This window comes from Streptomyces sp. NPDC027185 (assembly GCF_055567035.1).
The window spans coordinates 1-24,469 of the sequence record NZ_JBVHRF010000007.1 but is presented as its reverse complement, the minus strand read 5'-3'; the positions used below and the strand labels follow the sequence as shown (position 1 = coordinate 24,469).

General features: G+C 75.3%; 15 protein-coding genes. 7 read left to right on the top strand and 8 right to left on the bottom strand.

Going from position 1 to position 24,469, the window contains the following annotated elements; translation table 11 throughout:
- Positions 1 to 84: 84 nt before the first annotated feature.
- Positions 85 to 1,911, bottom strand: coding sequence for an alpha-L-fucosidase (locus ACZ4M8_RS22735; RefSeq protein WP_467610060.1), 1,827 nt, complete (start codon positions 1,909 to 1,911; stop codon positions 85 to 87).
- A gap of 438 nt (positions 1,912 to 2,349) precedes the next feature.
- On the opposite strand from ACZ4M8_RS22735, the gene ACZ4M8_RS22730 reads away from it, so the two are divergent.
- Positions 2,350 to 3,501 carry a glycoside hydrolase family 88 protein gene (locus tag ACZ4M8_RS22730; protein ID WP_467610058.1) on the top strand — a complete coding sequence of 384 codons (1,152 nt, stop codon included), beginning with the start codon at positions 2,350 to 2,352 and terminating at the stop codon, positions 3,499 to 3,501.
- A 128-nt stretch (positions 3,502 to 3,629) separates the two neighbouring features.
- Here ACZ4M8_RS22730 and ACZ4M8_RS22725 read toward each other — a convergent pair whose 3' ends face one another.
- The 4 genes from ACZ4M8_RS22725 to ACZ4M8_RS22710 all read right to left on the bottom strand — a co-directional run bounded on the left by ACZ4M8_RS22725 (position 3,630) and on the right by ACZ4M8_RS22710 (position 7,010).
- Positions 3,630 to 4,187 carry a DUF3291 domain-containing protein gene (locus ACZ4M8_RS22725; protein WP_467610056.1) on the bottom strand — a complete coding sequence of 186 codons (558 nt, stop codon included), beginning with the start codon at positions 4,185 to 4,187 and terminating at the stop codon, positions 3,630 to 3,632.
- Between the two features lie 343 nt (positions 4,188 to 4,530).
- Positions 4,531 to 5,544: a zinc-dependent alcohol dehydrogenase family protein gene (locus ACZ4M8_RS22720; protein ID WP_467610055.1), complete on the bottom strand. Its 1,014-nt coding sequence runs from the start codon at positions 5,542 to 5,544 to the stop codon at positions 4,531 to 4,533.
- Positions 5,545 to 5,694: 150 nt separating this feature from the next.
- Positions 5,695 to 6,165, bottom strand: coding sequence for an RpiB/LacA/LacB family sugar-phosphate isomerase (locus tag ACZ4M8_RS22715; protein WP_399083066.1), 471 nt, complete (start codon positions 6,163 to 6,165; stop codon positions 5,695 to 5,697).
- Positions 6,166 to 6,236: 71 nt separating this feature from the next.
- Positions 6,237 to 7,010, bottom strand: a complete 774-nt coding sequence (locus ACZ4M8_RS22710) for a triose-phosphate isomerase family protein (RefSeq protein ID WP_467610052.1) — start codon at positions 7,008 to 7,010, stop codon at positions 6,237 to 6,239.
- Between the two features lie 715 nt (positions 7,011 to 7,725).
- Here ACZ4M8_RS22710 and ACZ4M8_RS22705 point away from each other — a divergent pair.
- Complete coding sequence (locus ACZ4M8_RS22705; RefSeq protein WP_467610050.1) at positions 7,726 to 10,512, top strand: helix-turn-helix transcriptional regulator; 2,787 nt, start codon at positions 7,726 to 7,728, stop codon at positions 10,510 to 10,512.
- A 68-nt stretch (positions 10,513 to 10,580) separates the two neighbouring features.
- Here the strand turns inward: ACZ4M8_RS22705 and ACZ4M8_RS22700 are convergent, their stop codons facing one another.
- Complete coding sequence (locus ACZ4M8_RS22700) at positions 10,581 to 13,433, bottom strand: helix-turn-helix transcriptional regulator (RefSeq protein ID WP_467610048.1); 2,853 nt, start codon at positions 13,431 to 13,433, stop codon at positions 10,581 to 10,583.
- Between the two features lie 271 nt (positions 13,434 to 13,704).
- Between ACZ4M8_RS22700 and ACZ4M8_RS22695 the strand changes: the two genes are divergently transcribed.
- On the top strand, positions 13,705 to 14,376 hold the full coding sequence (locus tag ACZ4M8_RS22695; RefSeq protein ID WP_467610046.1) for a TetR/AcrR family transcriptional regulator: 672 nt from the start codon (positions 13,705 to 13,707) through the stop codon (positions 14,374 to 14,376).
- Between the two features lie 16 nt (positions 14,377 to 14,392).
- Here ACZ4M8_RS22695 and ACZ4M8_RS22690 read toward each other — a convergent pair whose 3' ends face one another.
- Both ACZ4M8_RS22690 and eccCa read right to left on the bottom strand, forming a co-directional pair.
- A complete protein-coding gene (locus ACZ4M8_RS22690) occupies positions 14,393 to 16,252 on the bottom strand; it encodes a hypothetical protein (protein WP_467610045.1) in 1,860 nt (619 codons plus the stop codon).
- Positions 16,253 to 16,503: 251 nt separating this feature from the next.
- Positions 16,504 to 20,496, bottom strand: coding sequence for a type VII secretion protein EccCa (gene eccCa, locus ACZ4M8_RS22685; RefSeq protein ID WP_467610043.1), 3,993 nt, complete (start codon positions 20,494 to 20,496; stop codon positions 16,504 to 16,506).
- A gap of 130 nt (positions 20,497 to 20,626) precedes the next feature.
- On the opposite strand from eccCa, the gene eccD reads away from it, so the two are divergent.
- From eccD to ACZ4M8_RS22665, 4 genes are all read left to right on the top strand, one after another.
- Positions 20,627 to 22,033 (top strand): type VII secretion integral membrane protein EccD, encoded by a 1,407-nt coding sequence (eccD, locus tag ACZ4M8_RS22680; protein WP_467610040.1) that lies wholly within the window; start codon positions 20,627 to 20,629, stop codon positions 22,031 to 22,033.
- Between the two features lie 48 nt (positions 22,034 to 22,081).
- The gene (gene eccB, locus ACZ4M8_RS22675) at positions 22,082 to 23,479 is read left to right on the top strand and encodes a type VII secretion protein EccB (protein ID WP_467610037.1); all 1,398 of its coding nucleotides are present in this window, start codon (positions 22,082 to 22,084) and stop codon (positions 23,477 to 23,479) included.
- A 146-nt stretch (positions 23,480 to 23,625) separates the two neighbouring features.
- Complete coding sequence (locus ACZ4M8_RS22670; RefSeq protein ID WP_467610035.1) at positions 23,626 to 23,952, top strand: WXG100 family type VII secretion target; 327 nt, start codon at positions 23,626 to 23,628, stop codon at positions 23,950 to 23,952.
- A 38-nt stretch (positions 23,953 to 23,990) separates the two neighbouring features.
- Positions 23,991 to 24,284 carry a WXG100 family type VII secretion target gene (locus ACZ4M8_RS22665; RefSeq protein WP_467610033.1) on the top strand — a complete coding sequence of 98 codons (294 nt, stop codon included), beginning with the start codon at positions 23,991 to 23,993 and terminating at the stop codon, positions 24,282 to 24,284.
- The last annotated feature ends 185 nt before the right edge of the window (positions 24,285 to 24,469 follow it).

Sequence of the window (24,469 nt, the reverse complement as noted above, 5' to 3'; positions counted from 1 at the left end):
CACCACCCGCTCCGGTGAGGAGCGGCACCCGACGGGGAGCGGCAGCGATCGGCTGCCGCTCCCCGTCGGCGTACGGCCCGGACCTCAGCGCGGGTGGAGCTGACGGCTCGGCACGATCTGCTGCGACTGGCTCGGGCTCGACCACAGCAGCTTCATGTGCGCCTCGCCGGAGCGCTGGGTGTGCTCGATCCGGATGCGGTGCCGGTGCCCGGCGGTCAGCCGCACCGTCGCCCGGTCGACGGCGACGGCGTGCGGGGTGGCGTGGTCGATCACCAGCCGGCCGTCGATCCACAGCCGCACGGTGTCGTCGGAGACGGTGGTCAATGTGTACGTCTCGGTGTAGCGCGGCTCGATACGGCCGCTCCAGCGGGTGCTGAAGCGGCCCGCCGGGATCCGCGGGTCGGGGGAGCCGTCGAAGCCGTACGACTTGTTGACCGTCGGGTCGGTGCCGGAGACCACCGGGCGTCCCGTGAAGGTGGCGTTGTCCCAGCTTCGGGCGTGCAGCCCGGTGCCGTGGCCGGCGGGGGCCGCCTCAGGGGGCGTGAGCGTCAGCCGGATCACGGCGGGGAGGGGGCCGGGCGCCGGGCCCGTCGGGGTCAGGTCCCAGCCGTCTCCCTTCGGTGTGACGGTGACCGGCCGGTCGCTGCCGAGGACCCGCGCGCCGGTGACGGTGAACGCCGCGCGGGCCGTCAGATGCAGCGGGGCGCCGGGCTCCGGCCAGGCGGTGACCGAGGCGTACAGCGTGTCGCCGCGCCGGGAGACCGCGCCCCATGACGGCTCCGCGACCAGCCCGGTGTATCCGGCGCCGTACACCGCCGCGCCCTGGCCGTACGCGGCCAGCCACCGGCCGGTCTCCCGCAGCCGGTCCACGGACGCCCGCGGGATACGCCCGCGGCGGTCGGGGCCGACGTTGAGGAGGTAGTTGCCGCCGCGGCTCGCCACGGTGAGGAGGTTGGTGACGAGGGTGGCCGGGGACTTCCAGTGCGTGTCGTAGCGGGCGAAGCCCCAGTGGTCGTTGAGCGTCATACAGCTCTCCCACAGCTGACCGGCCACCGGCTCGTCGGGGATCTTCTGCTCCGGGGTGCCGAAGTCGCCGTCGGTCACGCCGCGTTTGCCGACGCGGTTGTTGACCAGCAGGTCCGGATCGAGCCGGTGCAGATACGCCTGGAGGTCGGCGCCGTCGCGGCGGGACCAGCGGTTGACGGGGTCGTCGGCGTCCCAGTCGCCGTCGAACCACAACAGCGCCGGGTCGTAGCCGTCGATCAACTCCTTGAGCTGCGCGTACATCCGTTTCTTGTAGCGCGGGAAGGTCGCCGGGGCGGCGAAGTCCGGATCGTGCCAGTCCCAGATCGAGTAGTAGAGACCGAGCTTGATCCCGGCGGCGTCGGCGGCGCGTTTCAGCTCGGCGAGGAGGTCGCGGCGCGGGTCGAACGCGGAGTGGTCGCGCAGGTTCCAGGTGTTCTGCCCGGTCGGCCACATCGCGTAGCCGTCGTGGTGTTTGGCGGTGATGACGATATAGCGCTGACCTGCGTCCTCGGCCGCCCGGACGATGGCTCGTGCGTCGAAGTCCGCCGGGTCGAAGGTGGCGGCCTGCCGTTCGTACGCGGCGGTGGGGATCTTGCACTGGCGCTTGATCCACTCGGCGTCGCGGCAGACGGTGCCGTCGGGCCGGGTGTACTCGCCCTCCAGATTGGAGTACGGGCCGAAGTGGATGAACATCCCGAAGCGGTCCTGCCGCCACCAGGAGGTGCGGTCGGCCGTGAAGGGGTCGTCGACCGCGTGGTTGGTGCCGGGGCCCGAGCCGCCGGGGGCGGGCCGCGCCGCCGCCCCGGCGGGCACCCCGGCGGCCAGCAGCGCCCCCAACAGCCCCAGTACCCCCAGCAGCCGGAACGGTCTGATGCGGCGTCCCATCGCGGGCTCCTTCGCTCGGTGGATGGCCTCCGGCGCGCGGGCGCCCCGTGGACGCGCCGCCCGCCGTGCCACCCGCATGGTGCAGCGACCCCCGCGTCACGGGAAGCCCCGCGACCGGACAAACATCGGAGCAACGGGCCGATGAGAGGCGGGAGTTGTGCCTCGCTGGGCGTGAAGAGCGGCGAGACCTCGGACCTCAGGGGGAGCGAGTGCCGCCGTTCGGCCGCTCCTGGGCGGCCCTCTTCCCCGGGGTGGGGTTCGCTGTCACCATGGCAGCGCTTCCCATGAACGAACAGCGTTCCCGTACGTGAACGGGAGGGTGGTGCCGGGCCGCGCGCTCCGCCCGGCCCGGCACCGGCCCGTCCGGGCGGCCCCGGACCCGGCCCGCCCCGTCCCGTGGTGCTCGTGCCCGATCGTCGTACCCGGAAGGGGCGTGTCATGGAACGTCGGCACTTTCTCGCCACCGGAGCCGTGCTGGCCGTCGGAGGCGGTCTGCCCCCGTCCGCGGCCGGAGCCGCCGCCGCGGCGGACCGGTCCGGGGCGGGCGGCGGACTGCCCCCGCGGGCGGAGATCATCGCCGTACTGCGCCGCGTCGCCGACCACTGGATCGGCGCGCACACCGACCCCGGCGACAACAAGTGGGCCCGCGCCGTCTTCTTCGGCGGACTGCTCGCCCTGCACCGGCTGACCGGCGAGCCCCGCTACGCCGCCTACGCCCGCGGCTGGGCCGAGAAGCACTCCTACGGGCTCAACGGCGGCCCCGCCACCCGCCACGCCGACAACCAGTGCGCCGGCCAGGCCTATCTCGACCTGTACGCGCTGGACCGCACACCGGACGAGACGAAGATCGCGGAGCTGGACGCTTCGGTGCGCGCGATGGTCGACTCCGCGGCGGACCGGCACGCCGACTGGACGTGGGACGACGCGCTGCACATGGCGATGCCGCCGTTCGCCCGCCTCGGCGCGGTCCGCCGCGACCCCGCCTACGCCGAGGCCATGCACACCCTCTACTTGCACACCCGCGACGCCGAGGGCGGCCCCGGGCTGCTCGACCCCGGCAGCGGGCTCTGGTACCGCGACAAGCGATTCCTCCCCGGGCAGATCGTTTCCCCGGACGGGAAACCGGTGCTGTGGTCGCGCGGCAACGGCTGGGTCGCTGGCGCCCACACCAAGGTCCTCGCCGCCCTCCCCGCCGATCACCCGCACGTCCCCCTCTACCGCACCGCCCTCACCACCGAACTGCGCACCCTGCGCCGCATCCAGCGCCCCGACGGCTTCTGGAACGTCAACCTCGCCGACCCCGCCCACCTGCCGGGCCCCGAGACCAGCGGCACCGTCTTCTTCCTCTACGCCACGGCGTACGCGCTGCGTACCGGCCTGGTCCCGGCCCGGCTCTTCCGCCCCGTCGCCGCCCGCGCCTGGCACGCCCTCGTCACCCGTGCCGTGCACCCGGACGGCTTCCTCGGCTACGTCCAGCCCGCCGGGGACCGGCCGGAGTCGGGCCAACCGGTCGGCCCGGACACCACCGCGGACTTCGGCGTCGGCGGCTTCCTGCTCGCCGGAACGGAACTCGCGGCGCTGGTGGGGTAGTTTGCGCCCGGCCCCGCCCGGCGTGCCGTGGAAGACCGGGCGGGAGGGGTGGCGGAGAGGCCGGCTCCGTAAAACCTCCGGGGACCGGTGGAACCGGGGTGCGGGGCCGGTCGTTCGGGATGCCCCTGTCAGTGGGCCCGGTCGTTCTTCGGGCCGCTGCCTCGGGTCCTGGCCGGGTTTCCGTCCGGGGTGAACGGGTGGTGGAAGGTGAAGGCGTGCGGCGTGGCGTCGTGGGTGTGGAGGTGTTCCAGCCGGGAGACGCCGTCCTGCCAGGTGGGTATCGCGTCGTCGGTGACCCACCAGAACACGTAACTGGGGTGCGCCGTTCTCTCGAACCAGTCGTAACGCCTGTTCAGGGCCGTCCGGTGCAGGCCGTTGTAGATGGCGCCGAAGGCGGGGCGCAGGTCGGTCCAGAGGGAGAGGGTGGTGGCCAGGGCGGTGGTCTCCACCGTGCGGCCCCTGTCGTACCAGGCGGGTACGGCGAATGCTCCCCACGCGCCCCAGTCCAGGTCGAAGTGGGAGCCCCGGGCGCCGGGCGCCGGTTCGGCGCGGGCGAGGTATCCGGGATGCCGGCTGATCTCCCGGTAGATGGGGTCGGCGCTGTCGTGGAATTCGCGGGTGAGGGGGGCGGGGTCGGCGAGCGGCGTCTTCAGGACGCCGAAGGTGTACAGCGCGAGGTGGGGCATGCATGTCTCCCTGGTCCGTGGGTGGCGGGCGTGGCCCCGTGCGGCGGTGCGCGTGCGGGGCGGGGGTTCGTGGGGCGGGGTCGGCTCATCGCGTCGCGGGCGGCCCGGCCCGGACGAACTCCGGTGCGGCCGTGGGCGTTCGCCCGGGGACCAGGTGAAGGTAGCGGCCTCGGCGGCCCCTGTCGATGTTGCGTTTTTCCTGCCCGGATGGCTTCTCGCACCGGTCCTCGCGGGGTCGGCGCCGTGCCGTGGGCGGGCCGCGGGGCACCGGCCGCCGGGCCCGGAACGCGGACGGCCGCCCGCGGGGTGCGCGGGCGGCCGTGGGTGGTGCGGGGCGGAAGGGTCAGGCGAGCGGACCGTTCGGGACGATCTGGAGCTTGCGGCCGGTGCCCTTCTTGAAGGTCTCCAGGGCCTCGGCGTACTGGTCCAGGCCGAACCGGTGCGTGATCATCGTCTCGGAGTCGATGACGCCCTTGCCGAGCAGTTCCACCGCGCGGCCGTAGCTGTGCAGGATCGCCATGCTGCCGACGATGCGGATCTCGTCGTTGTAGATGCGGAACGGTGAGAACTGCGCCTTCTCCTGGTCGGGGGCGCAGCCGAACTGCTGGAAGGTGCCGCCGCGGATCGGGCGGGTCAGCCCGTCCTCGATGGCGCGGATGTTGCCGGTGCAGTCGGTGACGACCTGCCAGCCGCGCGGGTGGTCGGCGGTCAGCTCGTCGGCGGAGGTGGCCACGGCGTCGGCGCCGAGCCGGCGGGCGACGGCGAGCCGGTCCTCGTTGATGTCGACGACGGAGACGGAGGCGGCGCCGGCCCGCTGGGCGACCTGGAGGTAGAGCAGGCCCATGGTGCCCGCGCCGTAGATGAGGAAGTTGTCGCCGAGCTGAGGGTCGACGATGTCGAAGCCGCGCACGATCGTCGACAGCGGCTCGATGAGCGGGGCGTGCTCCAGGCGGACGGTCTCCGGCAGCCGGTAGAGGTTGCGGACCGGGACCTTGACGTACTCCGCGCAGGCGCCGTCGATGGTGATGCCGATGGTGCCCCACTGCTCGCAGAGGTTGCCGCGGCCGATGGCACAGAAGTGACAGGCGCCGCAGTAGATGGCCGGGTCGGCGGCGACGGCGTCGCCCTCCGCGTAGCCGGTGACGCCCGCGCCCACCGCGACGATCTCGCCGGAGAACTCGTGGCCGGGTATCACCGGGTAGCGGGTAGGCCCGAACTCGCCCGCGAGCATGTGCACATCGGTGCCGCACAGTCCGGCGGCCGTGACCTTGACGACGACCTCGCCGGGGCCCGGGGTGGGGTCCGCGACGGTGGTCACGTTCAGCTTGTTCGGTTCCTCGATGACAACTGCGCGCATGGTCGTTACCGCCTTTCGGAAGTGGATGCGGGAGAGGGTACGGGGGCTCCCGGGAGGGCTCCGGGGCGGGGACGGGGCGGCGGGCGGCCGACGGGCCGGGCGGAGCCGGTGCTCCGTAGGTGCCGTCCGGCCGCCGCCCGGGGTGTGCGGTCAGGCGGTGAGCAGGTTGCGGGACTCGACCTGCTTGATCTTCTCGACCTTGGGCGCCGAGCCGCCGCCCGCGAACTCCGAGGCCAGCCAGTGCTCCAGGCAGACCAGCGCCGCCTCGACACCCATCGTGCGGTTGCCGAAGCAGGCGATCTGCGCGTCGTTGGACTTACGGGCCCGCTCGGCGCTGTAGCTGTCGGGGATCTGCGCGGCGCGGATGCCGGGGATCTTGTTGGCGGCGATGGCCATGCCGATGCCGGTGCCGCAGATGAGGACGGCGCGCTCGTGGTCGCCGCGGGCCACACTCCGCGCGACGCGTTCGGCGACGTCGGGGTAGTCCTCGGACGGGGCGGCACTCATGTCGGTGACGGGGTAGCCGCGTTCGGTGAGGTGGGCGATCATCGCGTCCCGCATGACGAGACCGGCGTCGTCGGCGCCGATGGCGATGCGGACGGTGCCCTGGTCGGTGGTCACGGTATCTCTCCTGGAGGGCCGGGGCCGTGGGGCCTGGTGGGTTCGGATGGGGGATGCCGGGCGCGGGCCGGTCAGCTGCCGGCGATCTCTTCGACGACCTTGCGCAGGCCCTCGGTGTCATGGGCGAGACGCCCCAGGAACAGCCCGTCGACGGCGCCGCCCAGCTCGGTGTACGTGCCGGGGCCCGCGGTCCCGCCGTAGATCAGCCGGCCGCGGACGTCGTGGTCGCGCAGGGCGCCGCGGATCGCCCCGGCGACCGCCCGGACGTGCTCGGCGGGCGCGGGCTCGCGGGCGCCGATCGCCCAGACCGGCTCGTACGCGATGACGACCTCGCTGCCGGGTACGGCGCCGGACAGGGCGGCGCGGACCTGGGTGAGGGTCTCCTCGATCGCGTCGGAGAGGGTGTCGGCGCGGCGTTCACCGGCGCAGATGACGGGGGTCAGGCCGGCGTGGGTGGCGGCGCGGGTCTTGGCGGCCACGGTCTCGTCGGTCTCGCCGAAGTGGCGGCGGCGTTCGGCGTGGCCGACCTCGACGTAGCGGGCGCCGGTCTCGGCGAGCATGCCCGCGGAGACCTCACCGGTCCAGGCGCCGCTCTCGGCCCAGTGGACGTCCTGGGCGCCGTAGGCGACACCGGTGCCGGCCAGCAGTTCGCGGGCGTCGGCGAGGGCCGGAAAGGCGGGGAGGACGAAGAGGTCGACGGGGCGGGGGAGCGCGGCCAGCGCGTCGCGGAGCGCGGCCACCTCCGCGAGCCAGGCCCGGGTCCGCGCCAGGCCGAAGTAGAGCTTCAGCGAGACGCCGACCACCGGGCGCGGGCCCACGGCGGACGTCGAGTTCTCAGGGATCACGTCGTTCATGATGCTTCAAACAGAATCACATGTGAAGTTCTCAAATCAAGACGTGAATTTCACATATTGGCTGTGATGAGGGGTGGGGCGGCCGGGGTGTACCCGGAGGCCGTGGCCGGGGTGCGGCGTGGGGTGTGACCGGCCGCCTTCGCTCGGGGTTCGGTGCTGTCGACGGGTGCGTCGGCCGGGGTGCCGGGGCGCCGGGGTGCCGGGGTGTTCGGCGCCCGGGAGGAAGCCGGGTGGATTCCGGCGGATTTCGCTCCGTGGGTGAGTTCTGTGAGTTCTGTGGGTTCCGAGTTCCGAGAGGCCGTCGGCCGGGCGTCGTGATGGTGCGGCGCCCTTCTCCTCGGGTGCTCCGGGAAGGGTTCTCCGGTGTGGCCGACGGGGTGGTGGCGCCGCTTGCCGGGCGTCGGGACGGGGGTGAGGGGCCCGGTCGGGCGGGTGTCGTGCCGCCTCTCGCGCATTCCTGTGAGGCCGGCCGAACTCGCCCTCGTCATCGAACGGTTCGAGGTTGCCTCGGTCGTCGGGTGGTCGCGTTGACGCTGGTGAAGGCGGGGGCGTAGCTTGAATCCAAGCAAAAGCTTGCCTCCTCTGGGGTGGGGTGCGCCTTCGGCGTCCCCGCCGTCACGGCCCCCGGAATCGCCCCGTGCGGGGCCGGGCCGCCTCTTCGCACGGCCGCCGTACGGCCGGTACACCTCCTGGATCGGGAGTCGGGATGACGATCGTCAGCACCAGTCACACAGCCGCACCGCTGTTCGGGCGGGACGGCGAGCTGAGACTCCTCGGCGAGGCGATGGACCGGGCGCGGAGCGGACACGGCACATCGGTGCTGCTCACGGGGGAGCCCGGTATCGGCAAGAGCGCCCTGCTCGACGCCCTCGCGCGGCGGTGCGCCGAGGCCGGATTCCGCGTACTGCGGGGTGCGGGCGAAGAGTTGGAGCGGTCGGTGCCGTTCCACGCGGTGCGCGGCTGCCTGCGGCCCCGCGCGGCCCGGCCCGGCGTGGAGAGGGCCGGGGCGCCGGGGCGGGCGTTCGACGCCGCCGAAGGGGTGGAGCGGCTGCTCACCGGCCACTGCGACGACGGGCCGGTCGCCCTGCTCGTGGACGATCTGCAGTGGGCCGACCCGTCGAGCCTCGCCGTCCTCCACCGCCTGCGGCGCGCCGCGGCCGGGCGGTTGCCGCTGCTGCTGTGCCTGGCGGTCCGCTCCACCGGTGTCGCCCCGGACCCGGACGGCGCGCTGCGCGCGGTCGGGACGGCCGTCGAGCGGCGGCTCGCCCTGGCGCCGCTGACCGCGCCGGACGTCGCCGCGCTCGCCGCCGACCGGACCGGGGCGCCCGCCGGGCCCGGACTGCTGCGGCGGCTGGCCGCGGCCGCCGGCAACCCGCTCTTCGTCACCGAACTCCTCGGACATCTCACAGCCGGCGGAGAGTTGAGCGTCGTCGAGGGTGTCGCCGACCTCGTGCCGCCCGCCGCCGAGGACACCGCGCTGCCTGCGCGCGTCCACGAGACGCTGCAACGGCAGCTGGACCCGCTGCCCCACCGCACACGGGACGTACTGGAGGTGGTGGCGGTCATGGGCCCCCGGGTGCACCTGGCCGATCTCGCCACCGCGATGGCCGCCCCCGTGATGAAGGTGTGGCAAGGGGTGCGGGAAGCGGTCGACGCCGGGCTGCTGACCGCGTCCGAGCACGAACTGGCCTTCCGCCAGCCCCTGTTGCGCCAGGCCCAGCTGGAGGCGGTGCCGCACTCCGTACGGATCGCGCTCAAGCAGCAGGTGGGCACCGCGCTGGCCGCGGCGGGCGCGCCGCCGGAGCAGGTCGCCCCGTACTTCCTGACGCCGGGCGTCACCCTGGGCGCCGAAGCCCTGGAGTGGCTGGCCCGCGTCGCACGGACCCTCGCCGAACGCGCCCCGGCGGACGCCGCCGCACTGCTGGAGCGCGCCCTCGGCGGACTGCGGCCGGGCGATCCGCGGCGGGCGGAGTTCGCCCGCGAGAGGGCGCGGGCCCTGCTCCGCACCGGCGACGCCCCGGCCGCGGAACGGGCGGCACACACGGCGCTGGCCGACGACCCGCCACCGGCCGTACGGCGGGAGCTGACCCGGCTGATCGCCTGGAGCGCCTTCCGGCAAGGTGAGCACGAACGGGCGCTGGAGACCGCCGGCGCCTCCTCCGGTGATCCCCGGGCCCACGCGTTCGCCGCGCAGTGCCACTTCGCCCTCGGGCGGCTTCCCGAGGCGGAGCGGGAGGCGCGTCGTGCGGTGGCCGCGGGGGAGGGCGGCGGGCTCGACGCCACCGTGCACGGGCCGGTGGTCCTCGCGCTGCTGCGGCTGTCCGAGATGCGGGCCCGCGAGGCCCTGGAACTCACCGACCGGGCGTTGCGGCTCCTCGGCCGGCAGGCGGTCGCCCCCGACCTGACCATGGCGCCGCACGCGCTGCGCGGCCTGGCCCTGACCGACCTCGACCGCTTCGCGGAGGCCCGGCGGGCGTTCACCCCGGCGCCGGCCGGTCCGGGCGACGGCGCCGGCATCTTCCTGACGGCCTGTCACAGCGGCCGGGCGGCGGCCTCCTTCCACGCCGGGCACTGGGACGACGCCCTCGCCGACATCGGCGCCGGACTGGAGACCGCCGACCACCTCCGGCTGCACCCCGCCCTCCGCTGCCAGGCCGCCGTGATCGCCGTTCACCGGGGACAGACCCCGCACCGTCCGCCGCTCGACGACGCCAAAAACGCGCCGGGCGCCGTCCTCCACGCCCCTCTGCGGCCCTGGGCGCAGGCGCTGACGCTGGAGGCGGCGGGGGACCGCGCGGGCGCCCTCGACGCCCTGTGGACCGTCGGCGGGACGGAGCTGCCCGAGGCCGGACCTCGCATGCTGCACCACCTCTGCCCGGACGCCGCCCGGCTCGCCGGAGAGCTGTCCGACACCGCCCGGCTGCGCGCCCTGAGCCGCGCCCTGGCCGCCACCCCCGACGACCGCCGCACATCCCGGCTGCACGCCCTGGAGCTGTTCGTACGGGGTCAACTCGACGGCAACGCAGAGGTGTTGGCAGAAGCGGCGGAGCTGTTCCGGGCCGCCGGGCGGGTCCTCGACGAGGGGTACGCGCGCGAGCGGCTGGCCGTACTGCTCGCCCGCGGTGACCGGGCCGACGAGGCGCGTGCCTGCCTCGGCGCCGCCCTGTCCCTGTACGACGGGCTCGGCGCGGAGCGGGACGCGGCTCGCGCCGTGCGGCAGCTGACCGCGGCCGGGCTGCGGACCCGGCGCGGCCCCCGCAGGCGTGCCCGGAGCGGCTGGGACGCGCTCACCGAGACCGAACGCGTCGTCGTCGAGCACGTCGCCACCGGCCGCTCCAACCCCGAGATCGCCGCCCGGCTCTTCGTCTCCCCCCGTACCGTCCAGTTCCACCTGGGCGGCATCTTCAGCAAGCTCGGCGTCGCCTCCCGCGTCGAACTGGCGGTACGGGCCAGCAGCAGCGGGTGGTGCGCGGGCGGACCGGCCGCGGTGTGAACGGTGCCCGGCCCGGGGCGGCGCCCCGGACCGCTCGCGTCGGGGCGGGGCGCCGACGCGCCCCGCCGTCACCCCGCCGGGGCCGGGCCCTCCGGGTGCCGCAGCGCCTCGGTCGCGATGCCGACGCGGGAGGTGACGCCCAACTTGCCCAGGATGTGTGAGACATGGGTCTGGACGGTGCGCCGGGACAGGAAGAGGTCCGCGGCCACCTCCGGGTTGGACTTCCCCTCCGCGACCAGCCGCGCGACCCTCAGCTCCGTCGGCGTCAGCGCCTCCCAGCCGAAGGACGCCCGCGGCCGTGGCCCGCGCGCGCCGCGCCGTACGCCGTGGCGCCGGGCCCGGGTGTCCGCCCGGCGCACGTCCCACACCGCGCCCAGCTCCGTGTAGCGGGCCACAGCCTCCACCAGCGCCGACCGCGCCTGCGCCGGGCGGCGCAGGCGCGCCAGCAGCACCGCGGCGTCCTCCAGGGCCTGCGCCTGTTCGAACACCCTGCCCACCGCCGCGTGGTGCGCCGCGACCGCCAGCACCGGCTCCGGGTCCGCCGCCAGCAGGCCCCGGCAGCGCAGGGCCGCGGCCGCCGCCCGCGCGGGCTCCGTCTCCTTCGCCGCCTCCGCCGCACACGCCTCGGCGGCGGCCTTCGCCGTCGCCGTGTCGCCGGTCTCCGTGGCGAGCCGCACCAGATCGGGCAGCCACTGATGGACGAGGGTCAGCCGCCCGGGGCCGGTCTCCAGCAGCTCCGCCAGCAGCGCCACGGCCCGCTCCGGCGCCCCGCCGCGCTCCGCCTCCAGGGCCCGCGCCGCCAGCAGGAAGTCGTGGTGTTCCCGGTCGGCGGCGCGGCCCGCGGCCCCGGCCGCCAGATGGCGGCGCGCCCGTTCCCGCTCGTCGCGGTGGCCGGCGATCAGCGCCGATATCCCGTGGAGGAGCAGCACCGGACCGCGCTCCCGCGGACCGTACGGGGCGTCCTCGGGGGCGGTCGCGCCGAGAGCGGTGACCGCCTCGTCCCAGCGCCCGCGCCAGAAGTCGTGGACGGCCGAGCCGATGAGCGGGCCCACACGGTCCCCGCCGCCGCGCCGCGCCGCCTCGACGGCCTCCCGGCGGGCGGCGTCCGCCTCGTCCGGCCGGTCGAGGTTCTGGAGGGTGAAGAGCCGGCTCTCCAGCGCCCAGGACCGCACCTCGCCGTGCTCGGGGCGGTCGTCGAGCACCGACAGGGCCTCCTCCACCGCCGCCAGCGCGGCCCGGTGATCACGGCGTACGGAGGCGACCTGCCACCGGACGCACAGCGCGTAGCCCCGCCCGAAAGCGTCCCCGCAGGATTCGGCGAGGGCCAGGGCCTGCCGGGCGCGGGCGTCGGCGCCGTCCGGATCGCCGTCGGCGCGCAGTGTCCGCGCCGACAGTGCCTGGAAACGGGCCCGCCAGTGCGGCGGCAGCGCCGCCTGACGCAGCGTCTCCCCGATCACCGCGCGCGCCCGCTCGCCCCGCCCCGCGTCGAGGAGCACCCGGGTCAGCGTCCAGCGGGTCGCGGCCGCCGCCTCCGGCTCGGCCGGTCCCTCCAGCGCCTGCCAGGCGCGCCGCTCCGCCTCGTCGAGCCGGCCGAGCCGGAGCTGCGCCTGCGCCAGCCCCGCGACGACCGCCTGCCGCCCGCCGCCGGCGCCCTCGTCGGCCACCCGGGTCAGCAACTCGACGGCCGTCGCGGGGACCTGATGGGCGAGGTGGGCGGCGTGGTCCGCGATCCAGTCCAGGGTGGTGCGGTCGGTGGGGGCCGGTCCGGCGAGCAGCTGCTCGGCGACGCGTTCGGCGGGCGCGCCGGACGCGGCGAGGACCCGGGCGACCTGACGGTGCAGCACCGGCCGCAGTGCGGACGGCAGGCTGTCGCGCAGCGCCTGCCGCAGCAGCGGGTGCCGGAAGGTGAACGCGGAGCCCGACCCCGTGATCACGGTGGCGGCCAGGGCCTGGCGCAGCCCCGTGAGCAGTTCCGAGACGGGGGTCTCCAGGACGGTGGCCAGCTGCGCCGCGGTGAACTCCGGGCCGATCAGGGCCGCGGTGCCGAGCATCTCCAGCACCGGCGGGGTGAGGAACGCCAGCCGGTGGCGGAGCAGGGACGTCAGCGAGGCGAGCGGTGGCAGGGTGCCCCCGTCGCCGTCCTCCCGCAGCTCCGCCCGGCCCGCCTCGACCGTGATCCGGCCCCCGGCGGTCAGCGCGCCGACCAGCTCCCGGACGTGCAGCGGGTTGCCGCCCGCGTGCCCCGCGAGCCGCAGCAGCCGGGGGCCCGGAACGGCGTCCGTCAACTCGCCGACGAGGGCGGCGAGTTCGTCCCCGTCGAGCGGGCCGGGGCGCAGCAGCCGGCCGCGGGCGAGCACACTGCGGCGCAGCTGTGCCACCGCCGGGCGGGGCGGTGCGGGCAGGCTCACCGCGATCAGCAGCAGCGGCAGCCGTTCGACGGCGCGGGTCAGCCGGTGCCAGACGATGAGGCTGGGCTCGTCCGCCCAGTGCACGTCGTCGGCCACGAGGACCAGCGGCTGCCGGGCGGCCACCTCCTCGACCAGCGCCAGCAGGCCCTCCGTCGCGGACAGGACGGGGTCGGCGCCGGACAGTCCGCCGGGAGCGGGCGGGCCGTGCAGCCGCCGCAGGATCTCGTCGTGGTGCGCGTCCGGCCCGCCGTCGCCCACCCCCAGGCAGCCGAGGGCCACCCGCAGCGGGGAGCGCGCCCCGAACTCGTCCGCGGCGGCCAGCCCCGTACGGCAGCCCAGCGCCGCGGCGTCCGTCAGAGCGGCGGAGACCAGGGAGGATTTGCCGATGCCCGGCTCGCCCTCCACCCAGAGCGCGGCGCCCTGCCCGCCGGCGGCCCGTTCGACCAGTTCCCGCAGTGACGCCGCGTCCGTCCGCCGGCCGGTAGGGGGAGCTGTCGGGGCCTGGAATCCCATGGCCGCAAGGGTATACGGGCCCATTGACGCAGGGTCATGCCGGTTGACGCACCGTTCACCCGGTCCGCCGCGCGGGGGCCGGGGGCGGCCCGGCGGATCTCCCCGGGGCGGCGCGGGCGGCCGGAGTATCCGCAGGCCGGAGGCGGTTCGCGCACGCCGGGCCGGCCGGGCGGGACGGCCGCGCACCGGACCGTGCGGCGCGCGCGAGCGCCGGAGGAACGGGGCCGCGGTGCCCGGCCGCCGGGTGACGGAAGGCTGGCACCATAGGGGTATGTCCTCACCCAAGACCGGCGCCGGTGCGCCGCGACCGGCCGCGGCGCTCCGGCGGAAGCCCGTACAGGCCAGGTCGCAGCGGACGGTCGAGAAGATCCTCACCGCGGCCACCGCGATCCTCGTGGAGTCGGGCCTGCCGGCGCTGAACACCAACGCCGTCGCCGCCCGCGCGCAGGTCAACGTCTCCACCCTGTACGCCTACTTCCCGGACAAGATGGCCATTCTCCGGGAGCTGTCGGGCCGGTTCGACGCGATGCGGGAGGAGTTCCTCGCCGCGCACGTCACGGGCCTGGCCACCGCGCCGGACTGGCGGCCGCACGTCGACGGCATCATCGCAGGGCTGGTGCGGCTGCGGGTCGAGGCGCCGGGCAGCGCGGCGCTGCGCAACGCGCTGCGGGCCATGCCGGAGACGGAGAGCGACATCGTCGCCGCGGTGCGCCGCAGCGCCGACCTGGTCGCAAACGCCCTGCGCCGCCGCAACCCCGACCTCGGCCGGGAACACGCCGACCTCGTCAGCCTGATGGTCTCGGAGCTGGTCTCCCGCCTGCTGGACCTCGCCTTCGAGAAGGACCCGTACGACCGCGCCGTCGTCCAGGAGGTCGGCAGCCTCACCCGGCGCTACCTCGCGCCGTACCTCGACGCCCACCCGCCGGTGCCGGCCGCCGCCTGAGCGGGCGGCGGCCCGGTCAGGAGACGATCTGCCGGACCGCCTCCCCGTTGATCTCCTTCGACAGGCTGCTCAGCCCCAGCGCGAACACCGCGTCCTCGACGCTCTTGTCGGGCACCGCCCGGTTGTGGACGGCGCCCCGCAGCGCGCCCCGCGCCGCGCCGCCGGCGCCCGCGAGCGGCACGCCCAGCCAGACCCGCGGATCGGTCCTGCCCGGTTCGAAGGCGAGCCCCGTGGCGATGGCGTTGCCCACGGAGCCCTTCAGGAAGCTCAGGCCGCCCTCGTAGAGCACCACCTGGCGCCAGGGCTTGGGGGAGCCGAGGGCCTTGAGGGCGAGGTCGCCGAAGCCGTTGACGTTCTCCTTCGCCCAGGACGCGGGGACGGCGGCGCCCGCCGGGGTGGTGCGGTACCCGGTCGCGAGGCCCTCCTTCCAGACGTTGTGCCGCCAGGCGTCGACGAGGCGGGCGCGGACCGGGACCTGTGCGCGGATCTCGGTGCCGGCGTCCGCGAACTCCTGCCAGACGCGGTGCCGTTCCCGCACACCGTCCAGCTCCCGCCGGGCGGCGTGGGCGGCCTGCTCCGTCTCCCGTACCGCGCCGGACGCGGCCGTGACGTCCCGGGCGGCGGTGGAGCGGGCCTGCCGGGCGGCCGCCAGCGCCGCCCGGTGGTGTGCCGCGTCCGCGGCGGCGCCCTCCGCGCGGGGCCGTTCGGCGAGCGCCCGGGTGTGCGCGGCGATGTCCGCGTCCGCGGCGGCCAGCCGGGCGCGGGCCCGGCCCAGACCGTCCCGGGCCGTCCGCAGCGCGGTGTCCGCCGCATCGGAGACGGACCGCGCCCCGGCCACCTCGCCCACCAGGACGTCCCGCTCGCCGGGCAGCCCCCGCAGCCCGTGCCCGCGGACCTGCGCGCGGGCGGTACGCCACCGCACCAGCGGCCCCGCCCCGCCCAGCGCCTCCGCGATCTCCGCACGGCCCGGGACCCGCTCCACGGCTCCTGGCGCTGTGGGCGGGACGGGCGCGGCCGTCCCGTCGGCGGCGCTCCGGGACCGGCCGGGTCCGCCGACCCACGCCTTGGCCTGATCACCGAACGGGACGTACCGCGGCAGGCCGTCCGCGGTCCGTTCGACCTCGCCGGCGGAGGTGAGCGCCTTGCGGGCGCCGCTCGCCTCCACCGCGCCGAACACCCCGCCCGCCAGCCCGCTGCCCAGCGCCGACCACAGCAGGGTGAGATCGAGCGGCTTGCGGGTGATGCCGCGGTGGGTGAGACCGGCCAGGACGTCGACGACGGCGTCCCGCACCCCGTCGTGGAGCAGCTTGCCGTAGCCGACGCCGAACGTATCGGTGCGCCAGGTCAGACGGGACACCTCACCGATCCACGTCCGCGCCCGCAGCAGGAACCGCACGAGGGCGGAGAGCAGGTCCGCCAGCCACTGGAGGATGCGGCCCGCGGTCGCGGCGAGGGCGGCGAGCTGGGCCTCGACCACGGCGAGCAGCGGCGGGAACCAGGCCGCCGCCGCCATGATCACCAAGGTGGCGGCGATCTGGATCGCCAGCTCCTCGACGATCTCCAGGGCCCGGCGGGTCTTCTCGGCGTGCTCGGCGTGCGCCTGCCCCAGCCGGGCCGCGGTCCGCGCCAGGAGGGCGGCGCGGGCCGCCTGTCCGGCCGCGTCGCCGGCGAACGCGTCCGCCGCCCCGCCCCGCCAGAGGCCCTCGGAGCGCCGCAGCAGCTCCGCGATCCGCTCGGCGTGCGCGGCGAGTTCGTCCGCCAGCGCGTCGTGCGCCCCGGCCCGTTCGCGCAGCCGCCCGGGATCGCCGCCCGGGTGCGGCAGCCCCACCGCGGCGAGGGCCTGTGCGGTGTCGGCGGGCGCCGTGTACCCGCTCACCGGCGCCGCCCCGGATTCTTCACGGGCCCGGCGGTGGCGGGCCTTGTTTCCGGTGCCTTCGTTCCGTTTCCCACCTGTGGATCATGACCGCCGCGACGGCCGTGGAAGTCCCAACTCGCCTGTATACGGGGAGAGTTGGGCGATCGTTCATCTGCCGGTCACGGTGGGTCGGTGCCGTCTCGCGCACCGCGCCCACGCCAGGGGCCGGTCCGGCGCGCCCGCCGGACCGGCCCCTGGCCGAGGTCCGGCGGCTACCCCGGCCGGACCTCGCCCGGCGTCTCCACCAGGCCGGTCTGCACCAGCGTCGGCGCGTGCCGGCGGGTGACGAACTGGGCGCGGCCCGGCGGCAGCAGCCGCGGCTTCGCGTCCCCGAGGAAGACGCCCTCCTCCTTGCCGCACGACATCAGCAGCCCCGGTGTGCCCAGCTCCCACAGGCGGCGCAGCAGCGGATCGGTCATCATCGCGCGCGACGCGCCCGAACTCGCCCGCGCCACCACGAGGTGCAGCCCGATCTCGGCGCCCTGCGGCAGCAACGGCAGCAGCGGGGCGAGCGGGCCGCCCGTACCGCCGCCCGCGACGAGTTCGTAGTCGTCGACCAGGACGAACAGCTCCGGCCCCGTCCACCAGTCGCGCAGCCGCAGCCGGTCCGGAGTGATCTCCGGGCCGGGGAGGCGGCCGTGCAGCGTCTCCGCGGTGGAGGCCACCATCTCGGCGAGCGCCGACTCCGAGACCGCGTAGCCCAGTTGGGAGTCCTCCGGGATCCACTCGTACAGATCGCGGCGGTAGTCGGCGGTCATGATGCGGGCCTGCCGGGGCGCGTAGCGGTGCGTCACACCGCGGGCGAGGAGCCGCAGCAGGTTGGTCTTGCCGGACTCGGTGTCGCCGAAGAGCATCAGATGCGGCTGCTGGGCGAAGTCGTGCCACAGCGGCTCCAGCCGGTGCTCGTCCAGCCCCAGCGGCACCTGGAGATCGCCCCGCGGGGCGGGCAGTTCACCGGCGCCGACGGACCGCGGCAGCATCCGCACCCGCGGCGCCCGGGGGCCCGGCCAGCTCTGCGCCACGTCCTCGGTGAGCGCGGCGGTCGCCTCCTGGAGGTCGTCCACCGTGCCGGCGCCGTCGATCCGCGGCAGCGCCGTCAGGAAGTGCAGCCCGTCGGCGGTCAGCCCGCGTCCGGGCAGGGCGGGCACCCCGGCCGCGGCCCGGCTGCCGACCTCCGATTCGATGGCGTCGCCCAGATGCAGCTCCAGCCGGGTGCCCAGCAGATCACGGGCGGCCGAGCGGATCTCCGACCAGCGGTTCGCGGCGATCACCACATGGATGCCGTAGTTCAGCCCGCGGTTGGCCAGGTCCGTGAGGACCGCCTCCCACGCCTCGAACTCCTGGCGCAGCGTGAACCAGCCGTCCACGACGACGAAGACGTCACCCCACGGATCGTCGGGGAACTTCCCCTCCCGGCGCATCCGGCGGTACGCGGCCATCGACTGGATGCGGTGCTCGGGGAACTGCCGCTCCCGGTCCGCCAGCAACTGCCCGACCTCCGCGAGGATGCGCCCGCCGCGCTCCGGCTCCAGCCGGGTCGCGACGCCCGAGACGTGCGGCAGGTCCGCGAGGGCGGTGAGCGTGCCGCCGCCGAAGTCCAGACAGGCGAACTGCACCTCCCGCGGCGTGTGGGTCAGCGCCAGCGCGCTGATCAGCGTCCGTACGAGGGTGCTCTTGCCGCACTGCGGGGCGCCGACGATCCCGACGTGGCCCGCGCCGCCCGACAGGTCGACGGTCAGCAGATCGCGGACCCCGTCGAAGGGCCGGTCGACGATGCCCAGCGCGGCGGTCAGCGTCCCGCGCCGCTCGGTGTCCGCCGGGCCCAGTCCGTACCCCGGGTCCGGGGCGAGCGGCGGCAGCACCTGGTCCAGGGCCGGCGGTTCGGCCAGCGGCGGCAGCCACACCTGACGGGCCGGCGGCCCGACGTCCCGCAACCGGTCCACCAGCACCTCGAACAGGCTCGCCGCCTCCTCGCCCTCCTCCGGCGGCGCCTCCGCCTCCTCCGGCGCGGCGGGCGGCTCCGCGGGCAGGTCCACGGGCACGTACGCCGTACCGAAGTCGGCGATCTGCCGCTCGACCACCACGGCGGGGCGGCGGCGCTCGGGCGCGCGGTAGGGGCCCGACACGTACGCCGCCTTGAAGCGGGTGAGGTTCATGTCCGAGTTGAGATAGCCGTTGCCCGGGGCGGAGGGCAGCTGGTAGGCGTCCGGGACGCCCAGGACGCTGCGGCTCTCGGACGCCGAGAACGTCCGCAGCCCGATCCGGTACGACAGATGCGACTCCAGCAGATGCACCCGGCCCTCGTCGAGGCGCTGCGAGGCCAGCAGCAGATGGACGCCCAGACTCCGGCCGAGCCGCCCCACCATCACGAACAGGTCCATGAACTCCCGCTTGGTGCTGAGGAGTTCGCTGAACTCGTCGACGACGAGGAACAGCGTCGGCAGCGCCTCCAGCGGCGCGCCCTGCTGCCGGGCCCTCTCGTGTTCGTACAGCGAGCCGTACCCGGCCTGCCGCAGATACTCCTGGCGCCGGACCAGCTCGCCCTGGAGCGCGTCCTGCATCCGGTCGACCAGCGGCAGCTCCTCGGCGAGGTTGGTGATCACCGCGGAGGTGTGCGGCAGCTCCTCCAGACCCGCGAAGGTCGCCCCGCCCTTGAAGTCGACGAGGACGAAGTTGAGGATCTCCGACGAATGGCCGGCGGCGAGCGACAGCACCAGGGTGCGCAGCAGTTCGCTCTTGCCCGAACCGGTCGCCCCGATCAGCATGCCGTGCGGGCCCATCCCGCCCTGCGCGGACTCCTTGATGTCCAGCTCGACCGGCGTACCGTCCTCGCTCACCCCGATCGGCACCCGCAGCCGGTCCCGCGCCGCGCGCGAGGCCCAGAACTCCTCCGGGTCGAAGGAGCGGGCGTCCCCCACTCCGAGCATCGTCGTCAGCTCGAAGTCGGCGGAGAGCGGATCCGCCGACTCCACCGACGCGCCCATCCGGTACGGCGCGATCAGCCGCGCCAGCGCCCGGCAGCGCGCGGTGCCGAGCCGGTCGGGACGGCCCGCGCGGGAGGTGACGTCCTTACCGGTCCGGTCGGTGTCGACGGTCTCCACCGCGTCCTGCGACACGTTCAGCCGCAGCGTGACCCGGTCGCCCTTCCAGGCCAGCGACTCGGCGAGATCGATGACGGTGGTGCCCGCCACCCCGCCCTCCGCCAGCCGCGTCCCGGCCGGCAGCGGCACCCCGTCCAGCACGATCACCGTGTACGGCTCGCCCTTGCGGGGCGCGGCCGACGGATCGAAACGGGCCCGCTCGGCGAAGTCCTCACCCAGCAGCCGCTCCAACTCCTCGTAACTGTCGGCCACCAGCCTGACCTGGCCGGTCGCGTCGTGCTCCCGCCGGTGCAGCGCGTGCGGCAGCCACTTCACCCAGTCCCACTCCGCACGCCGGGAGTCGTCGGCGCAGACCGCCAGACACAGATTCTCCGGCGAATGGAGCGTCGCCAGCTGCGCGACGACCGCCCGCACCATGTCCCGCCGCACCGTGTCGTCCCCGCGGACCAGCACCCGCGCGAAGGCCCGCAGATAGATGGCGAGCGGCAGCTCCGGCACCTTCGCGTAGGCGTGGATGAACCGCCGCAGCGCCGACGCGCAGAGCGGCTCCAGATCCTCCACCGGCTTGGTCTGCGGCGACTGGATACGCGTCGCCAGCCGCTGCTCGCCCGTGCCGATCCGGACCTCACCGAAGTCGTCGTGGGTCACCCGCCGCTCCCACAGCCGCGAACTCATCGCCACCGACCACAGCCCCGCCGGATCCGGGTGCAGCCAGGCGAGCGCCGCCCGCTGCTGCCGCGCCGTGCGCCGCGCCTGCCGCCGGGACTGCGTCAGATACCGCAGATAGTCGCGGCGCGCGCCCTGGAGCCGCCGCTTGCGCTCCCCGGCGGAGTTGCCCAACTGGCCGACGAGCATCATCACCATGGACAGCGCCATCGCCCCGGGTGCCAGATAGCCGAGCGCCCCGTGCCCGCCGCTGCCCGGCTGCGCGAACATCAGCATCATCGCGGCGGACGAGACGCTCATCGGCAGGTACGTCATCATCTTGGACATACCGCCGCCCTGCTTCTCCGGCAGCACGGGCGGCTCCTGGAGGGCGATTTCCCCCTCCGGCACCGCGGGCCCCGTTCTGCGCAGCGGACGGCGGAAGATGACCGTGGTCACGAAGCGTGCCTCCTTGGCAGCCAGTCACTGAACCTCCGGGACGGACCCGGCCGTAGACCGGTGGGGGAGGACAACTCCTCCGGCCGGCCCTCACTCACAGGTACGGGCCGGAATCCTGAAAGGTTCGGAAATGAGTGCACGCACACTGAGCGGCCACCCCGCAGGAGAGATGTGCCGGCTGGTGGTCGTCGCCCCCGGCGGAGCGCAGGCGGAGGTCGCCGTACCCGCCGGAGTGCCCCTGTGCGACCTGTTGCCGCCGCTGCTGCGGCGCGCCGGCGGCGACCTCGCCGACGCCGGTCTGGAACACGGCGGCTGGGTCCTGCAACGGCTGGGTGAGCCGCCCCTCGACGAGGAACGCACCCCGCTCTCCCTGGGACTGCGCGACGGCGACGTGGTCACCCTGCGCCCCCGGGACGACGCCCTGCCCGAGATGGACTTCGACGACCTCGTCGACGGGATCTCCACCGGCATCCGCGCCCGCCCCGACCGCTGGCACCCGGGCATGACCCGCCGGCTGATGCTCGGCTTCATGCTCGCCGCCCTCACCGCGGGCTGGCCGGTGCTGCTGCTCCCCGGCGCCGCCGCCCCGCGCGCGGTGGCCGCCGGCGCGCTCGCCGCGCTGCTGGTCCTCGCCTCCGGCGTCGTCGCCCGCCCCTTCGCCGACCCCACGGCCGGCCTCCTGCTGGGACTCGCCGCCCTCCCGTACGCCGGACTGCTGGGCGCCCTCGCCGCCGGCGGGCCGCACCCCGAAACGCCGGCGGCCCCTCATCTGCTGGGCGCCGGGGCGGCGGTGTTCATCGCGGCGGTCCCCGGCATCGCGCTGCACCCCACCGCCCGGCCGCTGTTCGCCGCGGCGAGCGGACTGGGGCTCGCCGCCGCCGTCGGCGCGCTGCCCGCACTGGCCGGACTCGACGGCAGCGGCGCCGCCGCCGTCCTGCTGACGGTGGCGCTCGCCCTCGGCCCGGCCGTCCCGCTGCTCGCCTTCCGCATGGCCCGGCTGCGCACCACGGCCCTGCCGACCGGCGCCGAGGACCTGAGCGAGGAGATCGACCCCGTCCGGGCCGTCCCGCTGCTGCGCCGGGTCACCGTCACCGACCGCTTCATGACGGCGCTCTTCTGCACCCTGGGCACCGTGTGCGCCCTGTGCTTCGGGCCGCTCGTCCACGCCCCGGGCTGGGCGCCCGCCACCCTCGTCGCCCTCGCCTGCGCGGCGCTGCTGCTGCGCAGCCGGGTCCTGCGGGGTGCCTGGCAGCGGATGGCCGCGATCGTCCCGGCCACGGTCGGACTGGTCCTGCTCACCACCGAGCTGGCCCGGCACCTCTCCCCGGCGCTCCGGCTCTTCCTGGAACTGGGCGGCCTCTCCGTGGTGGCCGCGCTGTTCCTCGCCGGCGCGCGGTTCATGCCGCGGATGCGGCCGCTGCCGTACTGGGGCCGGGCCGCCGACATCGGCGAGACCGCGACCGCGCTGGCCGTGCTCCCGGTGCTGCTCCAGGTGCTCGGCGTCTACGGCGCCGTCCACCGCGCGGTCGGCGGCTGACGCCCGCGCCGCAGCAGTCACCGGCCCGTCCGCACGCGAAGAGGAACGATGCAGAACAAGCAGGATCAGCTCCAGGCGCACATGTTCGTCCTGGGACGGGTGGTGTCCGCACTCACCAGCGGGGAACCGGACGCCGCCGAGACACCGATGCGGCGCTTCAGCCGGGCGGCGATGGGCGGAACCGTCGTCGCCGCCCTCGTCGTGGCGGGCTTCGCCGTCGCGGGACTCCTCATGCCCGCCACCGCCGTACCCCCGTGGCGCGCCCCCGGCACCCTCATCACGGAGACGGAGACCGGCAGCCGCTACGTCTACCTCGACGGCACCCTCCACCCGGTCGCCAACTACGCCTCCGCCCGGCTGCTCGGCGCCAGGGCCGAGCCCACCGCCGTACCGCGCACCGCCCTGGCCGGCGTCCCGCACGGCGCACCCGTGGGCATCCCCGGCGCCCCCGAGGCGCTCCCCGCACCGGACCGGCTCGGCGGCCGCGACTGGCTGGTGTGCTCCGCGCCCGCCCCGGCGAAGGGCGCCGCCGTACGCGACACGGTCGCCGTCGACGGGGCGCTCCCCGCGGCCGCCCCGGGCCGCGACCGGGCCGCACTGGTGCAGACCCCCGACGGCGCCCTCCACCTCGTCTGGCGGGACACCCTGCTGGACCTGCCCGGACGCGCCGCCCGGATCGCGCTGGGCTACGGCACCGCGGAGCCGTGGCGGGTCTCCGCGCTCTGGGCGGGCGCCCTGCCGAAGGGCCCCGAGCTGCGCGCGCCCCGGGTACCGCACCGCGGGGACGCCGGACCGCGGCTCGGCGACCGCGCCACCCGCGTCGGCCAGATCCTCCGGCTCGGTACCGGCACGGGGCGCGGCGTCCAGTACTTCCTGGTCCTGCCGCGCGGTCTCGCGCCGCTCTCCGAGACGCAGAAGGACCTGACCATGGCCGAGTCGGCGGGCGCCGGACCGGTCGCCGCCGACGCCGCCGAGGTGGCCGCGGCGCCGGCGGCCGCACTGCCCGGCGCCACCGGCCTGCCGCCCGCCCCGCCGGACCTCTACGAACCGGCCGAACACCACGACCGGATGCCGTGCGCCGCCCTGGCCCCGGGCACCGGCGGACGGCCCGGACCGGGCCGGCTGCGCTTCGCCCGGACCCCGGACGGCGCCGCGCCGGCGAAGGGCACCGGCCCGGTCCGGGCGCTGGTCGCACCGGGCGCCGGGGTCCTGGCCGCCACGCCCCCGCGGCCCGGCGCCACCCGCGGCACCGCCTACCTGATCACCGACCTCGGGGTGAAGTACCCGCTCCCGGAGAGCGGCGGCACCGACGCCTCGGCCGCACTCGGCTACCCGGGCGCGCCCCGCGCCCCCGTCCCGGCGGAGCTGCTGGCCCTGATGCCCACCGGTCCGGCGCTGACCCCGGCGGCCGCCCGGCGGGAACAGCCGGTGGCCGGGGACCGGTGAGAAGCCGGTCGCCCCGACGCCCGCCGGAAGAACGGGAATTGAGTCTGCGGGCCCTGTTTCCCGTAAACGGCGGCTCCTAGCGTGGGACGGGAAAACAAGGGGGTTTCCCGCCGCGCGCCGGAACCCGCAACTTCAGACACGAGGCGATGTCCGTGCCCACTAATTACAACTTCGTCGACACCGGCTCCATGCGGACGGCGATCTCCGACTTCGAGGACACGCAGAATCAGCTGAACTCCGTACTCCGCACCGTCCAGGGCACCCTCCAGGGACTGACCAGCGGCTGGACCGGCGACACGGCACAGCAGTACCAGCGCGTCATGTCCGAATGGACCGCGCATTTCGAGAAGGTCTACGGCGACCTCGGCCGCATGGTGACCGTCCTCAACGACAGCGTCGCGAACTACGAGCGGACCAACAGCTCCAACCACGAGGCGGTCGGCTCCATCCGGTCCGTGCTCGGCGCCGGCTGATTCCGTATTCCCTTCCGTACGCTCACCCAAGGATCACCATGACCGCTCAGTACAGCATGCAGTTCGGCAATGTGGCCGTGGTCGTCGAAGACCTCCGCAAGGCCACCGCGGACATCAAGAACCAGCTCGACCTGCTCGATCAGAAAGTCACCCGGCTCAAGTCCCACTGGACCGGCGACGCCGTGGAAGCCTACGGAATCGCCCAGCGCCACTGGAACGAGGAATGCGCCCGGATGAGTGCCTCACTCAACTCGTCGGGCACCACGCTGGAATCGATCGCGCACAACACCAAGCGCACCGACCAGCAGAACGCCGGACTCTTCGGCCGCTGAGCCGAATTCCCCGCCGGCGCCCGGACTCGTCTCCGGGCGCCGGCCCCGGGGGGGGGGGGGGGCGGGGTTGGACTGCGTTTCAAGGAAAAAGTGGCGCGCCGCGCTCTCTGTTTAAGGGGAAAAAGGGACTGTACCGACCGCCCCCGCCCGGCTGTGCCGGGCCGGTCGCCGCGCGGGGCCGCCGG

What these genes read in the sequence shown, in the direction of transcription:
- ACZ4M8_RS22735 (WP_467610060.1), bottom strand. Translation starts at nt 1,911, where the DNA reads ATGGGACGCCGCATCAGACCGTTCCGGCTGCTGGGGGTACTGGGGCTG.
- ACZ4M8_RS22730 (WP_467610058.1), top strand. Translation starts at nt 2,350, where the DNA reads ATGGAACGTCGGCACTTTCTCGCCACCGGAGCCGTGCTGGCCGTCGGA.
- ACZ4M8_RS22725 (WP_467610056.1), bottom strand. Translation starts at nt 4,187, where the DNA reads ATGCCCCACCTCGCGCTGTACACCTTCGGCGTCCTGAAGACGCCGCTC.
- ACZ4M8_RS22720 (WP_467610055.1), bottom strand. Translation starts at nt 5,544, where the DNA reads ATGCGCGCAGTTGTCATCGAGGAACCGAACAAGCTGAACGTGACCACC.
- ACZ4M8_RS22705 (WP_467610050.1), top strand. Translation starts at nt 7,726, where the DNA reads ATGACGATCGTCAGCACCAGTCACACAGCCGCACCGCTGTTCGGGCGG.
- ACZ4M8_RS22700 (WP_467610048.1), bottom strand. Translation starts at nt 13,433, where the DNA reads ATGGGATTCCAGGCCCCGACAGCTCCCCCTACCGGCCGGCGGACGGAC.
- ACZ4M8_RS22695 (WP_467610046.1), top strand. Translation starts at nt 13,705, where the DNA reads ATGTCCTCACCCAAGACCGGCGCCGGTGCGCCGCGACCGGCCGCGGCG.
- eccD (WP_467610040.1), top strand. Translation starts at nt 20,627, where the DNA reads ATGAGTGCACGCACACTGAGCGGCCACCCCGCAGGAGAGATGTGCCGG.
- eccB (WP_467610037.1), top strand. Translation starts at nt 22,082, where the DNA reads ATGCAGAACAAGCAGGATCAGCTCCAGGCGCACATGTTCGTCCTGGGA.
- ACZ4M8_RS22670 (WP_467610035.1), top strand. Translation starts at nt 23,626, where the DNA reads ATGTCCGTGCCCACTAATTACAACTTCGTCGACACCGGCTCCATGCGG.
- ACZ4M8_RS22665 (WP_467610033.1), top strand. Translation starts at nt 23,991, where the DNA reads ATGACCGCTCAGTACAGCATGCAGTTCGGCAATGTGGCCGTGGTCGTC.